At 72.8% G+C, this 16,336-nt stretch carries 12 protein-coding genes; 5 read left to right on the forward strand and 7 right to left on the reverse strand.

Going from position 1 to position 16,336, the window contains the following annotated elements; all coding sequences use genetic code 11:
• The 4 genes from ACWD4P_RS10315 to hrcA all read right to left on the reverse strand — a co-directional run.
• Positions 1-2,144 (reverse strand): S41 family peptidase (locus ACWD4P_RS10315; protein WP_449779314.1); only part of this gene is annotated, 2,144 nt, incomplete at its 3' end.
• Positions 2,145-2,273: 129 nt separating this feature from the next.
• On the reverse strand, positions 2,274-3,023 hold the full coding sequence (locus ACWD4P_RS10320) for a 16S rRNA (uracil(1498)-N(3))-methyltransferase (RefSeq protein WP_449779315.1): 750 nt from the start codon (positions 3,021-3,023) through the stop codon (positions 2,274-2,276).
• 79 nt (positions 3,024-3,102) lie between these two features.
• A complete protein-coding gene (gene dnaJ / locus ACWD4P_RS10325; RefSeq protein WP_359820530.1) occupies positions 3,103-4,242 on the reverse strand; it encodes a molecular chaperone DnaJ in 1,140 nt (379 codons plus the stop codon).
• Positions 4,243-4,316: 74 nt separating this feature from the next.
• On the reverse strand, positions 4,317-5,351 hold the full coding sequence (gene hrcA / locus ACWD4P_RS10330; protein WP_359820533.1) for a heat-inducible transcriptional repressor HrcA: 1,035 nt from the start codon (positions 5,349-5,351) through the stop codon (positions 4,317-4,319).
• 290 nt (positions 5,352-5,641) lie between these two features.
• Between hrcA and htpX the strand changes: the two genes are divergently transcribed.
• The 3 genes from htpX to ACWD4P_RS10345 all read left to right on the forward strand — a co-directional run bounded on the left by htpX (position 5,642) and on the right by ACWD4P_RS10345 (position 8,127).
• Positions 5,642-6,562 (forward strand): zinc metalloprotease HtpX, encoded by a 921-nt coding sequence (htpX, locus tag ACWD4P_RS10335; RefSeq protein WP_449779316.1) that lies wholly within the window; start codon positions 5,642-5,644, stop codon positions 6,560-6,562.
• A 115-nt stretch (positions 6,563-6,677) separates the two neighbouring features.
• Positions 6,678-7,262, forward strand: coding sequence for a PspA-associated protein PspAB (gene pspAB / locus ACWD4P_RS10340; RefSeq protein WP_449779317.1), 585 nt, complete (start codon positions 6,678-6,680; stop codon positions 7,260-7,262).
• Positions 7,263-7,293: 31 nt separating this feature from the next.
• On the forward strand, positions 7,294-8,127 hold the full coding sequence (locus ACWD4P_RS10345) for a DUF3097 domain-containing protein (RefSeq protein ID WP_359820540.1): 834 nt from the start codon (positions 7,294-7,296) through the stop codon (positions 8,125-8,127).
• Here ACWD4P_RS10345 and ACWD4P_RS10350 read toward each other — a convergent pair.
• From ACWD4P_RS10350 to ACWD4P_RS10360, 3 genes are all read right to left on the reverse strand, one after another.
• Entirely contained in the window at positions 8,118-8,675 is a 558-nt protein-coding gene (locus ACWD4P_RS10350; RefSeq protein ID WP_449779318.1) for a Uma2 family endonuclease, read from the reverse strand. The genes ACWD4P_RS10345 and ACWD4P_RS10350 overlap by 10 nt on opposite strands.
• A 40-nt stretch (positions 8,676-8,715) precedes the next feature.
• Positions 8,716-9,945: a radical SAM family heme chaperone HemW gene (hemW, locus tag ACWD4P_RS10355; RefSeq protein WP_449779319.1), complete on the reverse strand. Its 1,230-nt coding sequence runs from the start codon at positions 9,943-9,945 to the stop codon at positions 8,716-8,718.
• 125 nt (positions 9,946-10,070) lie between these two features.
• On the reverse strand, positions 10,071-11,993 hold the full coding sequence (locus ACWD4P_RS10360; RefSeq protein ID WP_359820548.1) for an AMP-dependent synthetase/ligase: 1,923 nt from the start codon (positions 11,991-11,993) through the stop codon (positions 10,071-10,073).
• A 345-nt stretch (positions 11,994-12,338) separates the two neighbouring features.
• On the opposite strand from ACWD4P_RS10360, the gene ACWD4P_RS10365 reads away from it, so the two are divergent.
• Both ACWD4P_RS10365 and ACWD4P_RS10370 read left to right on the forward strand, forming a co-directional pair.
• Positions 12,339-14,072, forward strand: coding sequence for an ABC transporter ATP-binding protein (locus ACWD4P_RS10365; RefSeq protein ID WP_449779320.1), 1,734 nt, complete (start codon positions 12,339-12,341; stop codon positions 14,070-14,072).
• Between the two features lie 191 nt (positions 14,073-14,263).
• The gene (locus tag ACWD4P_RS10370; RefSeq protein WP_359820589.1) at positions 14,264-16,162 is read left to right on the forward strand and encodes an ABC transporter ATP-binding protein; all 1,899 of its coding nucleotides are present in this window, start codon (positions 14,264-14,266) and stop codon (positions 16,160-16,162) included.
• Positions 16,163-16,336 lie beyond the last annotated feature (174 nt).

The following is a 16,336-nucleotide window of genomic DNA, read 5'->3' on the forward strand; positions in this document are numbered from 1 at the left end:
GGGCGCCAGAAGTTGTCCCGCATCAGCCGGCCGTTCTCGGCGTACATCTGCCGCCACTCGGCGGCCGGGTCGACGGTCACCCGCAGCCGGGCGAGGTCGACGGTGGTCTCCTCGTCGTCACCGCCCTTGTGATCGGCCGGGACGACCCTCAGCTCGCCCTCGTCCAGCACGGCCACCCGGGTGCCGTCCGCGCTGACCGCGAAGTCGTCCACACCGTGCACCAGCTGCTCGACCCGGCGCTTGCGCAGGTCGAAGCGCTCCAGCACCGGGCGGGGCCGGTCGTCGTCCAACGAGGCCGCCCCGTCCCCGAGTTCGCCCGTCAGCGGGGTCCTGGTCCAGAGCACACCGTCCTTGGCGGCGGCGAGCTCCTCGAAGCGACCGCCCTCGACCGGGAAGGGGACGATCCGGTCGGCGATGCCGTCCAGGTCCACCCTGGTCACCGGCGCGGCGTCGGCGGCCGCCTCCCCGCCGTCCGCCTTCCGGGCCTTCGGCTCGTCCTCCTCCCCGCCGAGCGGGCGCCCGGCCCGCCGCGGCCCGAACGGGGACGGGGTGTCGGCGGCCAGGGTGACCAGGTAGGGGCGGCAGCCGTTCGGGAAGGACAGGTCGAAGACGTGCGCGTCGTAGACCGGGTCGAAGTTGCGCACCGACAGGAAGGCCAGGAAGCGGCCGTCCGCGGTGAAGGAGGGCGAGGTGTCCACGAAGCGCGGCTGGGTCACCTCGCCGACCGTCCGGGTGGCCAGGTCGGCCAGCACGATCTGGCGCAGCGAGTGCGGGCCCATCCCGCGCACCGGGCGCGACCAGGCCAGCCAGGCCGAGTCCGGGCTGAAGACGGGCGCACCGGGCCCGCCGTCGGCGCTGCGGTCCAGCTCGTGCACGGCGCCGTCGGCCAGCGAGACCAGCAGCACCCGGCCGTCGTGCACGCCGAGCGCGGCCTGCCCGCCGTCCGGGGAGACGGTCAGCGAGTCGACCCGGCCGAGCCGTCCCGCGGCCAGCCGGCGGCGCTCGGCGCCGTACAGGTCGGGGGCGAACTCCAGGGCGTCCTCGCCCTCGGCGTCGGACACCCACAGCACGCCCTGGACGCCGTCCTCGCCGGGCACCACCCGGGCCAGCCGCCCGCGCACCCCCGGGGTCTCGTCCAGCACCCGGGCCGGGCCCTCGCGGTGGGTCAGCCAGTGCACGCCGCCCCGCACCACCACGGCGCTGCCCCGGCCGGTGCGGTCGGGGGCGACGGAGTCCAGCCAGTGCGCGGCGGGCACCGGGCGGGGGCGGCGCCCGGCCCGCGGGCCGGCCAGCCGCACGTCCAGGCGGCGCGGCGCGGCGCCCTCCAGGTCGTCCAGCAGCCAGAGGTCCCCGGCCCGGTGGAAGACCACCCGGGTGCCGTCGGTGGCGGCGCCCCGGGCGTAGAAGCCGTCCGGGTCGGCGGTGTGGCGGCGCAGGTCGCTGCCGTCCGGGCGGCTGGACCACAGCTCGCCGACGCCCTCGTGGTCGGACAGGAAGGCGATCCTCCCGCCCCGCCCGCCATCGGGCAGGAGGGGCCCGGCCACCCAGAGCGGCGAGTCCAGCTGCCCGTCCAGCTCCGCGTGGACCCGGGCGAACTCGTCCCGGCCGAGCCACAGCTTGCCGGCCCGCCCGCCCCGGTACCGCTTCCACCAGGCCGGGTCGCGGCCGTTGACGCTGCTCAGCAGCACGCGGTCACCGCCCGGCTCGAAGGCGAGCCCGCCGACCGGCCCGTACGGCAGCCGCTGCGGCTCGCCGCCGTCCAGCGGCACGGCGTGCGCCCAGGTGCGGCGGGAGCTCGCCTCGCCGGCGGCGGTGGCCGCGATCGGACGGCCGTCGGGCGTCCAGCCCAGCACCCGGGTCTGGTGGCTGCCCCAGTGGGTGAGCCGGCGCGAGGGGCCGCCGTCCACCGGCACCACGTGCACCTCGGGGGCGCCGTCCCGGGTGGAGGTGAAGGCGAGGTGCCGCCCGTCCGGGGAGAACCTCGGGTGGTGGACCGGCAGGTGGTCCGCCGTCAGCCGCCAGGCCCGGCCGCCGTCCAGCGGAGCGAGCCAGAGATCGTCCTCGGCGACGAAGGAGACCAGGTCACCGTGCAGGTGGGGATGGCGGAGGTAGGCGTTCGGAGGGGTGCTCAGGGAGTCCGTCACCCGGTCAGCCTAGGCAGGTGCGCGTACGATCCGCGCCGTTTTCCGCAGACTCCCGGCGCCGCCCGCGGACGGCTGCTACGCGGCCCGGACAGCGGCCCCGGACAGCGGCCCCCGGGGCGGCCCGGGGCGCTACGACCAGCGGCCGGTGCGCCCGAGCAGCAGCGCGCCGGCGGCCACCCCGGCGGTGGAGGTGCGCAGCACCGAGGGGCCCAGCCGGTACGGCTTCGCGCCCGCCTCGGCGAAGGCCGCCAGCTCCTCCGGGGAGACCCCGCCCTCCGGGCCGACCACCAGCACGATGTCCCCGCCCCGCGGCAGCCCGGCGTGCGCCAGCGGCTCGGCGCCCTCCTCGTGCAGCACGGCGGCGAACGCGGCCTCCATCAGCACCGGCACCAGTTGCCGGGTGGTCATCACGTCCCGGACCAGGGGGAAGCGCAGCCGGCGGGACTGCTTGCCCGCCTCCCGGGCGGTGGCCCGCCACTTGGCGAGCGCCTTGGCGCCGCGGTCGCCCTTCCACTGGGTGATGCAGCGCGAGGCGGACCACGGGATCACCACGTCCACGCCGACCTCGGTCATCGTCTCCACGGCCAGCTCGCCGCGGTCGCCCTTGGGCAGCGCCTGGACGACCACGATCCGCGGCGCGGGCTCCGGCTCCCGGCGCACGGCGGCGACCGTCACGTCGATCGCGTCCTTGCCGAGCACCTCGGCGACCGCGCCGTCCACCCCGAGCCCGAGCCCGTCGGCCAGGGTCACCGCCTCGCCCGGCGTCAGCCGCTTGACCGCGGCCGCGTGCCGCCCCTCCGGGCCGTCCAGACGCACCACGGCCCCGGGCACGGCGGTGGCGATCCGCTCGGTCTCGACGAAGAAGACGGGCGCGGTCATGACGGGGGAACCTCCGGGAGTGGGACGGGAACACCGAAGGGGTGCCGGGGATCCTCCCCCGGCACCCCTCCGCGGACGACTACCGGCCGTTGAAGGCGTCCTTCAGCCGGGAGAACAGGCCCTGCTGGCCCGGCGCGAACTGGCCGGACGGCCGCTCCTCGCCGCGCAGCACCGCGAGGCGGCGCAGCAGCTCCTCCTGCTCGGCGTCGAGCTTGCTGGGGGTCTTCACCTCGACGTGCACTATCAGGTCGCCCCGGCCGCCGCCGCGCAGGTGGGTGATGCCCCGGCCGTGCAGCGGGATCGACTGGCCGGACTGGGTGCCGGGCCGGATGTCGACCTCCTCCAGGCCGTCCAGGGTCTGCAGCGGCACCTGGGTGCCGAGCGCGGCCGCCGTCATCGGGATGGTGACGGTGCAGTGCAGGTCGTCCCCGCGCCGCTGGAAGATGGCGTGGGTGGTCTCGGCGATCTCGACGTAGAGGTCGCCGGCCGGGCCGCCGCCGGGGCCGACCTCGCCCTCGCCGGCCAGCTGGATCCGGGTGCCGTTGTCGACACCGGCCGGGATCTTGACGGTCAGGGTGCGGCGGGCGCGCACGCGGCCGTCGCCGGCGCACTCCGGGCACGGGGTCGGCACGACGGTGCCGAAGCCCTGGCACTGCGGGCAGGGGCGGGAGGTCATGACCTGGCCCAGGAAGGACCGGGTGACCTGGGAGACCTCGCCCTTGCCGCGGCACATGTCACAGGTCTGCGCGGAGGTGCCGGGGGCCGCGCCCTCGCCGCTGCAGGTGGTGCAGGTGACGGCGGTGTCGACCTGGAGCTCCTTGGTGGTGCCGAAAGCGGCCTCCTCCAGGGTGATCTCCAGCCGGATCATGGCGTCCTGGCCGCGGCGGGTGCGCGAGCGCGGGCCGCGCTGCCCGGCAGCGGCGCCGAAGAAGGCGTCCATGATGTCGGAGAAGCCGAAGCCCGCCGCGCCGGCGCCGAAGCCGCCCGCACCGCCTCCGCCCGGGGACAGCGGGTCCCCGCCGAGGTCGTAGACCTGGCGCTTCTGCGGATCGGAGAGCACCTCGTAGGCGGCGTTGATCTCCTTGAACCGCTCCTGCGTCTTCGGGTCCGGGTTGACGTCCGGGTGCAGTTCGCGTGCCAGGCGCCGGAACGCCTTCTTGATCTCGTCCTGCCCCGCATCCCGTCGGACGCCGAGTACCGCGTAGTAGTCCGTGGCCACCAAATGCTCCGCTTGTTCCGCCTGTAGTAGTGCTGCGACTGGACGCCACCGTTAGAACTCTAACGGCGGCCTTGCTAGGACTCGGCCAGGATCTGGCCCACGTACCGCGCCACCGCTCGCACCGCCCCCATTGTGCCCGGGTAGTCCATCCGGGTCGGACCGATCACACCCAGCTTCGCCACGCTCTCGTCGCCCGAACCGTAGCCGACCGAAACGACCGAGGTGGAATTCAGCCCCTCGTAGGCGTTCTCGCGCCCGATCCGGACCGTCATCGCGGCGTCCGCGGTCTCACCCAGGAGGCGGAGCAGGACGACCTGCTCCTCCAGGGCTTCCAGCACCGGCTGGATGGTGAGCGGGAAGTCGTGCCCGAAGCGGGTCAGGTTGGCCGTGCCGGCCAGCATGATCCGCTCCTCGTTCTGCTCGGCGAGCGTCTCGAACAGGGTCGCCAGGACCGTGCTGACGGTCGGCCGGTCGGCCTGGTCGAACAGCGCCGGCAGCTCCTCCAGCAGCCCCGGGACCTCCGGGAGGCGCCGGCCGGCGGCTCCCGCGTTGATCCGGGCCCGCAGGTCGGCCAGCACCGTCTCGCCGACCGAGCCCGGGCAGTCGACCATCCGCTGCTCGACCCGGCCGGTGTTGGTGATCAGGACCAGCATCACCTTCGCCGGGGCCAGCGCCACCAGCTCGATGTGCCGGACGGTGGAACGCGTCAGCGAGGGGTACTGCACCACCGCGACCTGCCGGGTCAGCTGGGCGAGCAGCCGCACCGTGCGGGCGACCACGTCGTCCAGGTCGACCGCGCCGTCCAGGAAGTGCCGGATGGCCCGGCGCTCGGGGGCGCTCATCGGCTTGATCTCGGCGAGCTTGTCGACGAAGAGGCGGTACCCCTTGTCGGTCGGGATGCGGCCGGCGCTGGTGTGCGGCTGGTGGATGTAACCCTCCTCCTCCAGCCCCGCCATGTCGTTGCGGACGGTCGCCGGGGAGACGCCGAGGTTGTGCCGCTCCACCAGGGCCTTGGAGCCGACCGGCTCCTCGGTGCCCACGTAGTCCTGCACGATGGCGCGGAGCACGGCGAGCTTGCGTTCGTCCAGCTGGCGGACCTCACCGGCCATGGGGCACGCACCTCCGTCTTCGCACGTTGTTCCGACTGCTTCCCTTGCTGCGGCGGGCCCCTGCGGGGAGTCCCTCGGCCCTGGCACTCTGAACAGCCGAGTGCCAAAACCGTACCTGCCAGTGTAAGGCCCGGGTCCTACGGCAGGAACGGCCCGACCGGCGTGATCCTCCCCGCAGTTCCGGACACGGCCCGCGCGGCCCCGGCGGTTCGATTCCCCGGCGCCGGGGTGGTGCCGGGAGGCCGTCCGGGTGGCAGCATCGAAAGCGACGGCGAACGGAGGAGCAAGCGATGTCGAGCTCGGGCCAGCACACCCGTTTCGCGCCCGACCGCGGCCTGACCGGCCGCATGGTCGCGACGATGTTCGTGATCGGGCTGCTGTACGTCGGTTTCACCGGCCTGCTGATCGCGCTGCTGCGCGGCGCCTGGCCACTGATCGTCCTGATCTCCGGCGGGCTGTTCGTGGCCCAGTTCTGGTTCAGCGACAAGATCACCGAACGGGCGATGGGCGCCCACCAGGTGTCCCCGGAACAGTTCCCCCAGCTGCACGGCACCGTCGACCGGCTCTGCGCCCTGGCCGACATGCCCAAACCCCGGGTGGCGGTCGCCGACAACGACATGCCGAACGCCTTCGCCACCGGCCGCAACCCGCAGAACGCGGTGGTCTGCGTGACCACCGGGCTGCTGCGCCGGCTGGAACCGGAGGAACTGGAGGGCGTCCTCGCGCACGAGCTGTCGCACGTCGCCCACCGGGACGTCGCGGTGATGACGATCGCCGGCTTCCTCGGCGTCCTCGCCGGCGCGATGACGCGGATCGCCGTGTACGGCGGGTTCATGGGCGGCGGGCGCAACAACAACGACCAGAACGCGGCCATCCTGGCGCTGATCATCCCGCTGGTGTCGATCGTCGTCTACGCGATCAGCTTCCTGCTCACCCGGCTGCTGTCCCGCTACCGCGAACTCGCCGCCGACCGGGCCGCCGCCCAGCTCACCGGCCGGCCCAGCGCCCTGGCCTCGGCGCTCACCAAGGTGACCGGGCAGATCGCGGCCATCCCCAGCAAGGACCTGCGCCAGGCCCAGGCCTACAACGCCTTCTACTTCGCCCCCGCGCTGAGCGCCCGGGAGACCGCCTCGCAACTGCTGTCCACCCACCCGAGCCTGGAGAAGCGGCTGGAGCAGCTGGCGCGGATCTCCGAGCAGCTCGGCCGCTGACGCCCGCCGTTCGGCCCTCCCGAATCCGTCCCGCCCGAGGCTTCCGTCCCGAGGCTTCCGCCCCGAAACCGTCCTCCCGAAACCGTCCCGTCCCGTCCGTCCCGAAAGGACCGCCGTGGGAATCCTGGACACGCTGTTCGGCCGTACCAAGCCCGTCAAGCCCGACCTCGACCAGCTGTTCGGCGTGCCGTCCGCCGCGCTCACCCTGGAGGCCGGGGCCGGGTTCACCCCCACCGGGCTCGGCTCGGTCTGCTTCGCGGCCGTCGAGGGAGCCGCCTTCGTCCAGGTCGAGCAGCAGGTGCGGGCGCTGCTGGACGCCGACACCGAGCGCGGCGGCGTCCCGGTGGAGGCCTCCAAGGACGACTACGGCTACTCCTGGCTGCTCGCCCGGCACCGGCCCGAGGAGCTGCCGGAGCTGGTGAACGACCTGCACGCGGTCAACAGCGAGCTGGAGGCCAACGGCTTCGGCCCGCAGCTGCTCTGCTCGCTGGTCGCCTTCCGCGACCCGCAGGGGCGCTCGCTGGCCCTGGTCTACCTCTACAAGCGGGGGACGTTCTACCCCTTCGCGCCGATGCCCGGCGGCGGGGAGAAGCGCGACAGCCCGTTGGAGCTGCAGGTCAACGCGATGCTCGGGAACGACCTGCGGCTGGAGAAGGACCTCGGCCGCTGGTTCCCGGTCTGGGGCGCGCCGGGCCTCTGACGGGCCGTCCGCCGTCCCTATGATCACCCGTATGCGCAGCCGCCAGTACGGACCCGACCTGACCCCGCCGTGGAAGAAGCAGCAGCCCGCCCCGGAGGTGCCCGCCGAGCGGGACCTGGTGGTCGAGGAGGCCTCGACCGGTTTCTGCGGGGCGGTGGTGCGCTGCGAGAAGACCGCCGAGGGGTTCACCGTCACCCTGGAGGACCGGTTCGGCAAGCACCGGGTGTTCCCGCTGGTGCCGCGCGGCTTCCTGCTGGAGGGCCGGGTCGTCACCCTGGTCCGCCCGGCCGGCCCGGCGGCGCCCCGCACCCCGGCCCGCACCGCCTCCGGCTCGATCGCCGTCCCGAACGCCCGCGCCCGGGTGGCCCGCGAGTCCCGCATCTACGTGGAGGGCCGGCACGACGCGGAGCTGGTCGAGCGGGTCTGGGGCGACGACCTGCGGGTCGAGGGCGTCGTCGTCGAGTACCTGCGCGGCATCGACGACCTGCCCGCGATCGTCGCCGACTTCGCCCCCGGCCCGGGGCGGCGCCTCGGCGTCCTGGTCGACCACCTGCTCCCCGGCACCAAGGAGCACCGCATCGCCGCCCGGGTCACCGGCGACTCCGTGCTGGTCGTCGGCCACCCCTACATCGACGTCTGGCAGGCCGTGAAGCCCTCCAGCGTGGGCATCCCCGCCTGGCCCGACGTCCCGATGGGCGAGGACTGGAAGGAGGGCACCTGCCGCCGCCTCGGCTGGCCGGTCGACACCCCGGCGGCCTGGAAGCACATCCTGTCCAAGGTGAACAGCTACCGGGACCTGGAGCCCGCGCTGCTCGGCCGCGTGGAGGAGCTGATCGACTTCACGGCCCTGCCGGGTCAGGAGTAGGTCCGGAACTCCGAGGTGTCGAGCGTGATGCCCAGCAGGTCCAGCCGGATGGGGTCACCGAACTTGCTGGTTCGCTCGACCGTGTAGTCCGGCAGCCCCGAGACACTCTCCCGGGTCGGCTCGGTCAGGAGCACGCACACGGCCTTGATCGGGTCCACGACCAGGTAGACCGGGACCGCACCCTCGGCATAGAGCTCCCGCTTGGTCCGGTAGTCGCGGAGCACGCTGGTCTTCGAGACGACCTCGGCCACCAGGGTGAGGGCGGGCGCGGGGACCAGACGGCCCCCGCCTTCGAAGGCATCCCGCTCGAACACGACCAGGTCCGGCTGAGGCTCACTCGTCAGTCCGGGAAGGTCGACGTCCTGCGTGGTCAGTCGATGCCACCTGGCCCGGGGGAGCTGGTCGCGAATGGCCTCGACAATGATGTTGTGGACCAGGTCCGGCCCGGCCATCATCACGATTTCCCCCCTGATGAGCTCGGCCTTGAAGCCTTCGGGGACCTCCAGGTTCTCGAAGATCCCCGTCACCCGGTCATCGATGGCGGTCATTGCGCGCTCCCTCCGACGGCTGACACCACGTTAACGACAATCAGTCCACCAGGTCACGCACCACCGCGTCCGCCAGCAGCCGCCCCTGGAGGGTCAGGGCGGCGCGGCCCCGGGCATGGGGCCCGGCGGCGAGGAGTCCGTCGGCGAGGGCCCGGTCGGCGGCCTCGCGGCCGGCGGCGGTGAGCAGGTCGAGGGAGACCCCCTCGACCAGGCGCAGTTCGAGCAGGATGCGCTCGACCCGGCGGTCCTCCTCGGCCAGCACCTCCCGGCCCAGGCCCGGGGTGCGGCCCTCGGCGAGGGCCTGCGCGTAGGCGGCCGGGTGCTTGGCGTTCCACCAGCGGACGCCGCCGACGTGGCTGTGGGCGCCGGGGCCGGCGCCCCACCAGTCGGCGCCGGTCCAGTACAGCTCGTTGTGGCGGCAGCGGCCCTCCGGGGTGGTGGCCCAGTTGGACACCTCGTACCAGGAGTAGCCGGCGGCGGCGAGCGCCTCCTCGGCGATCAGGTAGCGGTCGGCGTGCACGTCGTCGTCGATCATCGGCAGCTCGCCGCGCTTGACCCGGGCGGCGAGCCGGGTGCCCTCCTCGACGATCAGCGAGTACGCGGAGACGTGGTCGGGACCGGCGCCGATGGCGGCGTCCAGGGAGGCCCGCCAGTCGTCGTCGGACTCGCCCGGGGTGCCGTAGATGAGGTCCAGGTTGACGTGCTCGAAGCCGGCCGCGCGGGCCTCGGCCACGCAGGCCTCGGGACGGCCCGGGGTGTGGTGGCGGTCGAGCAGCTTCAGCACGTGCGGCCGGGCGCTCTGCATGCCGAAGGAGAGCCGGTTGTAGCCGCCCTCGCGCAGTTCGGCCAGGTACGCCGGGTCCACCGACTCCGGGTTGGCCTCGGTGGTGACCTCGGCGTCCTCGGCGAGCCCGAACTCCTCGCGGACCGCGGCGAGCATCTTCACCAGGTCGCGGGCGGGCAGCAGGGTCGGGGTGCCGCCGCCGAGGAAGACGGTCCGCACCGGGAGGTCCGCGTCCCCCAGCACCTTGCGGGCGAGGCGGATCTCGGCGACCACGTTGTCCGCGTACGTCTCCTGCGAGGCGACCGCCCCGGAGGAGCGCAGCTCGGTGGCAGTGTAGGTGTTGAAGTCGCAGTAGCCGCAGCGGCTGGCGCAGTAGGGCACGTGCAGGTAGAAGCCGAACGGCCGCGAGCCCAGCCCGTCGAGGGCGTGCGCGGGCAGGGAACCGTCGGACGGCACCGGTTCGCCGTCGGGGAGTGCGGAGGGCATGAGCCCATTGTCCCGTACGGCCCGACCGAATCGGCGGGCCGTACGGGAGCCGGGCCCCTCACACCTCGCCGGCGGGGCCTCCCGGGCCCTTTCGGCGGGCCGCTCAGGCCTCGTTGGCGGGCCGCTCAGGCCTCGTTGGCGCCCGCGTACATCGCGGTCACCGCGTCCGCGTAGGTCCGCTCGACCACCGGGCGCTTGATCTTCAGGCTCGGGGTGAGCTCGCCGTGCTCGATGTCGAGGTCGCGCGGCAGCAGGTGGAACTTCTTGATCGTCTGCCACCGCTGGAGGTCGCCGTTGACCCGCTTCACGAAGCCCTCGATCAGCTCGTGCACGGCCGGCTCGGCGGCCAGCTCGGCGTAGGACCGGCCGGCCAGGCCGTGCTCGGCGGCCCACGGCAGCAGGACCGCCTCGTCCAGGCCGATCAGCGCGGTGCAGTAGTTGCGGCCGTTGCCGATCACCAGGATGTTGCTGACGAACGGGCAGACCGCCTTGAACTTGCCCTCGACCTCGCTGGGCGCCACGTACTTGCCGCCGGAGGTCTTGAACAGGTCCTTCTTGCGGTCGGTGATCCGCAGGAAGCCGTCCGGGGTGAGCTCGCCGATGTCCTCGGTGTGGAACCAGCCGTCCGACTCCAGCACCTCGGCGGTCTTCTCCGGCAGGTTGTGGTAGCCGCGCATGACGCCGGGGCCGCGCAGCAGGATCTCGCCGTCCTCGGCGATCCGCACCTCGGTGCCGGGCAGCGGGCGGCCCACCGTGCCGATCCGCACGTCCTCCGCGCGGTTCACGCAGGAGCCGGCGCTGGTCTCGCTCAGTCCGTAGCCCTCCAGGATCGGCACCCCGGCGCCGAGGAAGAAGTAGCCGATCTCCGGGGCGAGCGCGGCGCTGCCGGAGACCGCGCCGCGCAACCGGCCGCCGAAGGCCGCCCGGATCTTCGCGTACACCAGTCTGTCGGCCAGCGCGTGCTGCACCCGCAGCCCCAGCGGGGCGGACTCGGTGCCGGTGGCGACCCGGCTCTCCTGGACCGCCCGGGCGTGCTCCCGGGCGACCTTGGCCGCCCACATGAAGATCCGGTACTTGGCGCCGCCCTCCGCCCGGGCCTTCCCGGCGATGCCGTTGTAGACCTTCTCGAAGATGCGCGGCGCCGAGGCCATGATGGTCGGCCGGATCGCCGGCAGGTTGTGGATGATCCGGTCCACCCGGCCGTCCACCGCCATCACGTGCCCGGTGGCGATCTGCCCGGAGATCAGCGTCTTGCCGAACACGTGCGACAGCGGCAGCCACATGAACTGCACGTCGTCGGGGCCCAGCAGCCCGCTGGCCTCCTGCGCCCGGCCCTCGTACGCCCAGCAGTCGTGCACCAGGCGCACGCCCTTGGGGCGGCCCGTGGTGCCGGAGGTGTAGATGAGGGTGGCCAGCTGCTCCTTGCCGAGCCCGTCGACGGTCTTCTCCACCGCGTCCGGGTGCTCCGCCAGGTACCGGGCGCCGCGCTCCTCCAGCTCGGCGAGGGTGAGCAGCTCCAGGCCCTTGGTCTCGGGGGCCCCGGCCGGCGCGTCGAAGAGGATCACGGTGCGCAGCTCGGGCAGCTGGTCGATCTGCTCGACGGCCTTGGCCAGCTGGGCCGCGTTCTCGGCGAACAGCGCCCGGGAGCCGGAGTCGGAGAGGATGAACGCGGTCTCGTCCGCGTTGGTGCTCGGGTAGACGGTCGTGATCGCGGCGCCCGCGCACATGGCGCCGAGGTCGGCGACGATCCATTCGAGCCGGGTCGAGGAGGCCAGGGCCACCCGGTCCTCGGGACGGATGCCGAGCGCCATCAGGCCGGCGGCCACCGCCTTGACCCGGGTCGCGGTCTGCGCCCAGGTGAGCGAGCGCCACTGCTCGGCGCCGGGCGCGCCGTCGGCGGCCTGCTCGTCGACGGGCGAGGGGTAGCGGTAGGCCTCGGCGTTCGGGGTCAGGGCGACCCGCTCCAGGAACAGGTGGGCGACGGAGGCGGGACGCCCGGCGACGAGGTCGGGCCTGCCGGAGTCGATCAGGGACTGCGCGGAACTCAACGAGGACCTCCGGTGGCGGGTGGCCGTCTGAGGGATTGTCGCGGCGTCCGTGGGGGCGGTCGCCGGGCCCCCGGTTCACCTGAGCGGTACCGGTCAGTAACAAAGGGGCAATCAGCAGCCTAGGGGGAAACCGGTCATTCCGTAAGAGGGCTGCACCCGACGGCACACCGCCGAACCGCCCGTGCCGCACCGGCCCCGCCACCGGCCCCGCCACCGCCGCCGCACCCGGCCGTTCGGCAAAGGCCCGGCAAACCTCCGGTTCCCACACGCCGAATGGCCTGTACGACGCTACAGAACACCGAGAATTGGGGTGCGAACCCGACCGGCGACGACAAGAGTGTGCTAGTGCTGATCAGACTGCTGAGGGCGCACCTGCGCCCGTACTCCCGACCCATCTGCCTGCTGGTGCTGCTCCAGCTGGTGTCCACCCTCGCGGCGCTCTACCTGCCGACGCTCAACGCCGACATCATCGACGACGGCGTGGTCAAGGGCGACACCGGCTACATCCTGCGCGTCGGCGGGGTGATGATCGCGGTCACCCTCCTCCAGGCCCTCTGCTCCATCGGCGCCGTCTTCATCGGCGCGCGCACCGCCATGGCCTTCGGCCGGGACGTCCGCGCCGCCGTCTTCGACCGGGTGCAGAGCTTCTCCTCCCGCGAGGTCGGCCAGTTCGGCGCCCCCTCCCTGATCACCCGCACCACCAACGACGTCCAACAGGTCCAGATGCTCGCCCTGATGAGCTTCACGCTCATGGTCGCCGCACCGATCATGTGCGTCGGCGGCATCATCATGGCGCTCAACCAGGACGTCCCGCTGTCCGGCCTGCTGCTCGCCGTCATCCCCGCGCTCGGCGTCGTCGTGGTGCTGCTGGTCCGCGCGCTGCGCCCCAAGTTCCGCAGCATGCAGGAGCGGATCGACACCGTGAACCGGGTCCTGCGCGAGCAGATCACCGGCATCCGGGTCATCCGCGCCTTCGTCAAGGACGACCAGGAGCAGGCCCGCTTCGCCGGCGCCAACGAGGACCTCACCCAGGTCGCCCGGCAGGTCGGCCGGCTGATGTCCGTCATGTTCCCCGCCGTGATGCTGGTCGTGAACGTCTCCAGCGTCGCCGTGCTCTGGTTCGGCGCCCACCGCATCGACAGCGGCGCCATGCAGATCGGCGCGCTCACCGCGTTCCTCTCCTACCTCATGCAGATCCTGATGAGCGTCATGATGGCCACCTTCATGTTCATGATGGTGCCGCGCGCCGAGGTCTGCGCCGAGCGCATCGAGGAGGTCCTCGGCACCGACAGCAGCGTCGTCCCGCCCGCCGCCCCCGTCACCGGGACGAACCGCCGCGGCAACCTGGAACTGCGCGACGTCGACTTCCGCTACCCCGGCGCCGAGGCCTCGGTGCTGCGCGGCATCGACCTCACCGCCCGCCCCGGCGAGACCACCGCCATCATCGGCTCCACCGGCAGCGGCAAGTCCACCCTGCTCGGCCTCGTCCCCCGGCTCTTCGACGCCACCTCCGGCCAGGTCCTGATCGACGGCGTGGACGTCCGCGAACTCGCCCCCGCCGCGATCGCCGAGAGCGTCGGCATCGTCCCGCAGAAGCCCTACCTCTTCTCCGGCACCGTCGCCAGCAACCTCCGCTACGGCCGGCCCGACGCCACCGACGAGGAGCTCTGGCACGCCCTGGAGATCGCCCAGGCCAAGGAGTTCGTCGAGAAGCTGCCCGAAGGCCTGGACTCCCCCATCGCCCAGGGCGGCGGCAACGTCTCCGGCGGCCAGCGCCAACGCCTCGCCATCGCCCGCACCCTGGTCCGCAAACCCTCCGTCTACCTCTTCGACGACTCCTTCTCCGCGCTCGACTACGCCACCGACGCCAAGCTCCGCAAGGCGCTCTCCGGCGAGACCTCCGACGCCACCGTCCTGATCGTCGCCCAGCGCGTGTCCACCATCCGCGACGCCGACCGGATCATCGTCCTCGACGAGGGCGCCGTCGTCGGCAGCGGAACCCACCACGAACTGATGGCCGACAACCCGACGTACCGGGAGATCGTGCTCTCCCAGCTCACCGAGCAGGAGGCGGCGTGACCAGCCCCGGAAAGCAGCCGGACCTCGACAAGGGCCGGGCCCCGAGAGACCCCGCCCCCGCGGACGCCCCGACGGCCGACCTCCTGAAGAAGGACACCCCCGAGGCCGGCGCCCCGCAGAAGGACACCGGACTGCCCAGCGACTCCCAGGCCGCCGCCGCCCGCCGCGGCCCGGCCGGCCCCGGCCGCTTCATGGGCGGCCAGGGCACCGAGAAGTCCATGGACTTCAAGGGCTCCGGCAAGCGCGTCCTCGGCCTGCTGCGCCCCGAACGCAACACCCTGATCGGCGTCCTGCTCCTCGGCGTGCTCGGCATCGGCTGCGCCGTCATCGGCCCCAAGATCCTCGGCGACGCCACCGACCTGATCTTCGCCGGCGTCATCGGCGCCCGCTTCCAGGCCGGCACCACCAAGGCCCAGGTCGTCGACGGGCTGCGCGCCCACGGCGAGGGCGGCGTCGCCGACCTGCTCTCCTCCGTCGACTTCACCCCCGGCCAGGGCATGGACTTCGGCGCCATCGGCACCGTCCTGCTCTGGGTGCTCGGCATCTACGTCGCCTCCGCCGTCTTCGGCATCTTCCAGGGCCGGCTGGCCACCCGGGCCATCCAGGCCGCCAGCTACCGGCTGCGCCAGGACGTCGAGGCCAAGCTCTCCCGACTGCCGCTCAGCTACTTCGACAAGCAGCCGCGCGGCGAGGTGCTCAGCCGGGTCACCAACGACATCGACAACATCGGCCAGTCCATGCAGCAGACCCTGGGACAGGTCGTCAACTCGCTGCTCACCGTGGTCGGTGTGCTCGCGATGATGTTCTGGATCTCCCCGCTGCTCGCCGTGATCGCCCTGGTCTCGGTGCCCGTCTCGGTCGTCGTCGCCACCAAGGTCGGCAAGCGGGCCCAGCCGCAGTTCGTCCAGCAGTGGAAGTCCACCGGCGAACTGAACGCCCACATCGAGGAGATGTACACCGGCCACACCCTGGTCAGGGTGTTCGGGCGCCAGCAGGAGTCCGCGGAAACCTTCCGCGAGCACAACGAGGCGCTCTACCAGGCGAGTTACAAGGCCCAGTTCATCTCCGGCATCATCCAGCCCGCGATGATGCTGATCGGCAACCTCCAGTACGTGCTGGTCGCCGTCGTCGGCGGCCTGCGGGTGGCCAGCGGCGCGCTGTCCATCGGTGACGTCCAGGCGTTCATCCAGTACTCCCGGCAGTTCAGCCAGCCGCTCACCCAGGTCGCCAGCATGGCCAACCTGGTGCAGTCCGGCGTCGCCTCCGCCGAACGCGTCTTCGAGCTGCTCGATGCCCCCGAACAGAGCGCCGAACCGGCCATGCCCGAACGGCCCGACGTGGTCCACGGCCGGGTCGCCTTCCAGGACGTGTCCTTCCGCTACGACCCCGAGAAGCCGCTCATCGAGGACCTCTCGCTCAAGGTCGAACCCGGCCAGACCGTCGCCATCGTCGGCCCCACCGGCGCCGGCAAGACCACCCTCGTCAACCTGCTGATGCGGTTCTACGAGGTCAGCGCCGGGCGGATCACCCTGGACGGCGTGGACATCGCCGCCATGTCCCGCGAGGAACTGCGCTCCGGCATCGGCATGGTGCTCCAGGACACCTGGCTGTTCGGCGGCAGCATCGCCGACAACATCGCCTACGGCGCCGAATCGGCCACCCGCGAACAGGTCGTCGAGGCCGCCAAGGCCGCCCACGTCGACCGCTTCGTCCGCACCCTGCCGGACGGCTACGACACCGTCATCGACGACGAGGGCACCGGCGTCAGCACCGGCGAGAAGCAGCTGATCACCATCGCCCGGGCCTTCCTCGCCCAGCCGTCCATCCTGGTCCTGGACGAGGCGACCAGCTCCGTCGACACCCGCACCGAGGTGCTGATCCAGCGGGCCATGGCCCGGCTGCGCACCGGCCGCACCAGCTTCGTGATCGCCCACCGGCTCTCCACCATCCGGGACGCCGACGTGATCCTGGTGATGGAGAACGGCTCGATCGTCGAGCAGGGCACCCACGACGGGCTGATCGCCGCCGACGGCGCCTACGCCCGGCTCTACCAGGCCCAGTTCGCCGAGGCCGCGGTCGAGGTGGACTGACGCCCGAACGGCCGGCGGAGGGCCGGGGCGGGGACTTCCCGCCCCGGCCCTCCGCGCCTCCGGTCGTTCGCGCCCCCGGTCGTTCGCGCCCCCGGCTCTCCGCGCCGTCCCCTCCCGAACAGCGCTCCACTCCGCCGGAGCGCCCTCGCGAGGAGGCCGACGAGATGAGCGGCA

This window comes from Kitasatospora sp. NPDC002543 (genome assembly GCF_053594915.1).